Here is a 3,971-nt window from a genome sequence, read left to right as displayed (position 1 = left end):
TTCGCGCCGCTCGCCTTCGCGAGGTTGCAGCCGGGGCGCGCCAGTGGGTCTCAGGGGCCTCAGCCCACGTCGCATACCCCGCACACCTCAAACGGTTGGCATGTTCTTCTCGATTCCCACGCTCAGATCGAAGAGAACATGCCAACCGTTTGTGCTCTGAGGACGATCAGAGAAGATGAAGCGTCCGCACGACCGCCTGAACGCGCCCCTTACTCCTTCGTGACCAACGTCAGCACGTCGTATTTGGCGACCGGTTCGTCATTCTGGTTGACCACCTCGGCGTCCCAGCGGACCTCGCCGTACTCGTCGGTCTCACGCGGAGTGATGCGCTTGGCGGTCAGCGTCACCTTGAGCGAATCCCCTGGTGAGACGGGTGTGATGAATGTGAGTCCTTCGAGGCCGTAGTTCGCGAGCACCGGGCCCGGGTCCGGCTGGACGAAGAGGCCCGCGGCGAAGGACACGATGAGGTAGCCATGTGCCACGCGTCCGGGGAAGAACGGGTTCGCGGCCGCCGCCTCCTCGTCGGTGTGGGCGTAGAAGGTGTCACCGGTGAACTCCGCGAAGTGCGAAATGTCCTCAAGGGTGACGGTGCGCCGCTCGGATTCGAGGGCATCGCCGACGCGCAGATCGGCGAGGGTCTTCGTGAACGGATGCTGGCCCAGCTGGCGTTCAGCGCCGGCGACCCATTCGCCGCCGATGGCGGTGAGCATGTCAGGGGAGGCTTGGATCGCGGTGCGCTGCATGAAGTGCTCGACGCCGCGCAGCCCGCCCATCTCCTCGCCGCCACCGGCGCGTCCCGGACCGCCGTGGATGAGCGTGGGCAGGGGCGAACCGTGCCCGGTCGATTCTTCGGCGTCGTCGCGGTCGAGGACCAGGATGCGTCCGTGCCAGGGGGCGACCTGGCGCACGAATTCGCTGGCGAACCCGGCATCGTGGGTGACGACCGAACCGACCAATGATCCGCGCCCGCGAGCGGCCAGACGGACTGCCTCCTCGGTGGAGGAATAGGAGATCAGCGAGGTCACCGGCCCGAATGCCTCGATGTCGTGGACGGCATCGACCCACGGATCGTCGGCCTGGAGGACCGTGGCCGCGACATAGGCTCCGCCGAGGTTCTGCGCCAGTTCATCGGAGGCTTCGCGTCCGCCGGTGAGGACGTGGGCCCCCGCCGAGGTGATCTCATCGATGGCATCGAGGACGTCGGTCCGCTGCTTGTCAGACACGACCGGGCCCAGCCGGGTGGACTTCTCACGTGGGTCGCCGACGCCCTGAGTCTCCAGCTTCGCAACGAGCGCCTCGGCGACGGCCTCTTTATGCTGTTCGGGAACGAAGGTGCGACGGATCGCCGTGCACTTCTGGCCGGCCTTGATCGTCATCTCGGCGACGACACCGGAGACGAAGAGGTCGAATTCCTCGGTGCCCGGCCCCGCATCGGGGCCCAGCAGGGAGAAGTTCAGGGAATCCGCCTCGGCGAAGAATCGGGTACCGCGATCGCGGACGCATTCCAGGCCGCCGAGGTGCTTGGCCGTGGCCGCGGAACCGGTGAAGGCGATCGCATCCTGTTCGGCCAGATGGTCGAAGAGCGGGGTGACGTCACCGGCGATGAGCTGGATGGCACCGGCCGGCAGCAACCCGGATTCGATCATGTCGGCCACCACTGCTCGGGTCAGGTGGGCGGTGTCGGTGGCGGGTTTGACGACGACCGGGATGCCGGCGACGAACATGGGCCCGAACTTCTCGAGCATGCCCCAGACGGGGAAGTTGAAGGCGTTGACCTGGACTGCCAGACCCTGTCGGGAGGTCAGGATGTGGCGGCCGACGAAGGTGCCGTTCTTCGACAGGCGTTCGACTCCCCCGTCGAGGTGGACCGTGGAGTTGGGCATCTGCCGCCGGGCGACGCCGGAATAGGTGAAGAGGGTGCCGATGCCGCCTTCGATGTCGACGAAGCCGTCGCGCTTCGTGGTGCCGGTGGTGAACGAGATCTCGTGATAATTCTTGGCGCGCTCCATGAGGTAGGCGCCGAGCTTCTTCAGGATCACACCGCGCTGGTGGAAGGTCAGCTTCTGCAGTTCGGAGATTCCGGTGCCGCGGGCATGTTCATTGACGGCGGCGAAGTCGATGCCGGCCGAGGAGACGTGGTGGAGAACCTGTCCGTTGGTCGCGTCGTGGACGGCTCGGGCACTGTCGGGGCTCCCACTGGGGGTGTGCCAGTCGCCTGCCACATACGAACTGAGAATCTCGGTCATGTCTGGTCTCCCTGCTCAACGATGTCTCCCGGTGCACGGCGGCCATCTTCGGCACCGCTGCCGATTCCTGTCAGCAATACTAACCAATTGGTCGGTTATTGTCATTGCATGAATCGCGCCGACGGCACCACGCACCGCACCGATCGCGGTCGTCGATCGCACTGCCCGTGTCACGCCGACCGCACCGGATCGCGGTCGTACACCGCACCGACACCGGCAAGCCGACCATCCGGAAAGTGACACCGATCACCACGTGCATTACGATTGACGGTAATTACTGACCATTCAGTCACTTGCGCGGAAGCGTCGGCGATCACTCAGAGTCGAGGACCGCCGCTCCGCAGCACACGTCACCCAGGGAAAGTTCTCTCATGTCCACATCTTCGCCCGCAGCGGCAGCCCCCGCCTCGATCACCCGCGAGGAACGCAAGGTTCTGGCCGGCACCCTCGTCGGCACCACGATCGAGTGGTACGACTTCTTCGTGTATGCCCAGGCCGCCGGCCTCATCCTCTCCGCCCAGTTCTTCGCGCCCCTCGCCTCCGACAATCCGGCACTGGGTCAGATCATGGCCTGGGCGTCTCTGGGAATCTCATTCCTGTTCAGGCCACTGGGCGCGATCATCGCCGGCCACCTCGGCGACCGCATCGGACGCAAGAGGGTTCTGGTCATCACGCTGTTCCTCATGGGCGCGGCCACAGCGCTCATCGGACTCCTGCCCACCTATGCAGCCATCGGGGTCGGCGCCCCGATCCTGCTGACACTGCTGCGCATCCTGCAGGGATTCTCCGCAGGCGGAGAATGGGGCGGTGCAGCCCTCCTCTCGGTCGAGCATGCTCCGATCAGCAAGCGCGGACTCTTCGGCGCCTACCCCCAGATCGGTGTGCCCGTCGGCATGATCCTCGCCACCGGCGTGATCTGGATCCTGACCACGCTGCTCACCCCCGAGCAGTTTGAGAGCTTCGGGTGGAGAATCCCCTTCCTGTTCTCGGTCGTCCTCGTCCTCGTCGGCTACTACATTCGCCGACAGGTCGAGGAGAGCCCCGTGTTCGCCGAGCTCGCCCAACGCCGCGCGGAGTCCTCGGCGCCACTGTCGACCCTGTTCAAGAAGAACACCAAGCAAGTCATCCTCTCCGCGCTGATCTTCATCGGCAACAACGCTGTGGGCTACATGATCATCGCGTTCTTCGCGGCCTACGCCTCCCGGCCCATCGAAGAGGGCGGCGCTGTCGGCCTCGACCGGGCGCCCGTGCTGCTGGCCACAACTCTGGCGAGCTTCGGCTGGCTGGTCTTCACGATGTGGGGCGGTGCACTGTCGGACAGATTGGGTCGTGTGCGCACCTTCCAGATCGGCTACATCCTCCTCATCGTGTGGCTGATCCCGACCTTCCTCATGATCGACATGGCCAATATCTGGATGTACGGAATCGGCATCTTCGTCCTCACCGTCGGCATGGGTCTGTCCTATGGACCGATGTCGGCCATGTACGCGGAGATGTTCCCGCCCCAGGTGCGCTATTCGGGCGTGTCGATCGGCTACGCGATCGGTGCGATCCTCGGTGGCGCCTTCGCCCCGACGATCGCACAGTCCCTGCTCACCGCCACCGGGTCGTCCCTGTCGATCGCCGTCTACATGATCGTCGTCTGCGTCATTTCCCTCATCGCCGTCAGCCTGGTCAAGGAGCCCAAGGGCGTCGAGCTCGGCGTCGTCAAGCACACGAGCTGAG

General features: G+C 65.0%; 2 protein-coding genes. One reads left to right on the top strand and one right to left on the bottom strand.

What is annotated here, in order from left to right:
- Nucleotides 1-209 precede the first annotated feature (209 nt).
- Entirely contained in the window at nt 210-2,246 is a 2,037-nt protein-coding gene (paaZ, locus tag L0G76_RS14675) for a phenylacetic acid degradation bifunctional protein PaaZ (RefSeq protein ID WP_304357896.1), read from the bottom strand.
- Nucleotides 2,247-2,617: 371 nt separating this feature from the next.
- Here paaZ and L0G76_RS14670 point away from each other — a divergent pair, with 371 nt between their 5' ends.
- Nucleotides 2,618-3,970: an MFS transporter gene (locus L0G76_RS14670; RefSeq protein ID WP_304357895.1), complete on the top strand. Its 1,353-nt coding sequence runs from the start codon at nt 2,618-2,620 to the stop codon at nt 3,968-3,970.
- The last annotated feature ends 1 nt before the right edge of the window (nt 3,971 follow it).

Origin of the sequence: Brevibacterium picturae, from assembly GCF_030453725.1 — a bacterium.
Classification (GTDB): domain Bacteria; phylum Actinomycetota; class Actinomycetes; order Actinomycetales; family Brevibacteriaceae; genus Brevibacterium; species Brevibacterium sandarakinum_A.
This window is presented reverse-complemented; position numbering and strand designations above follow the sequence as displayed.

What these genes read in the sequence shown, in the direction of transcription:
- paaZ (WP_304357896.1), bottom strand. Translation starts at nt 2,246, where the DNA reads ATGACCGAGATTCTCAGTTCGTATGTGGCAGGCGACTGGCACACCCCC.
- L0G76_RS14670 (WP_304357895.1), top strand. Translation starts at nt 2,618, where the DNA reads ATGTCCACATCTTCGCCCGCAGCGGCAGCCCCCGCCTCGATCACCCGC.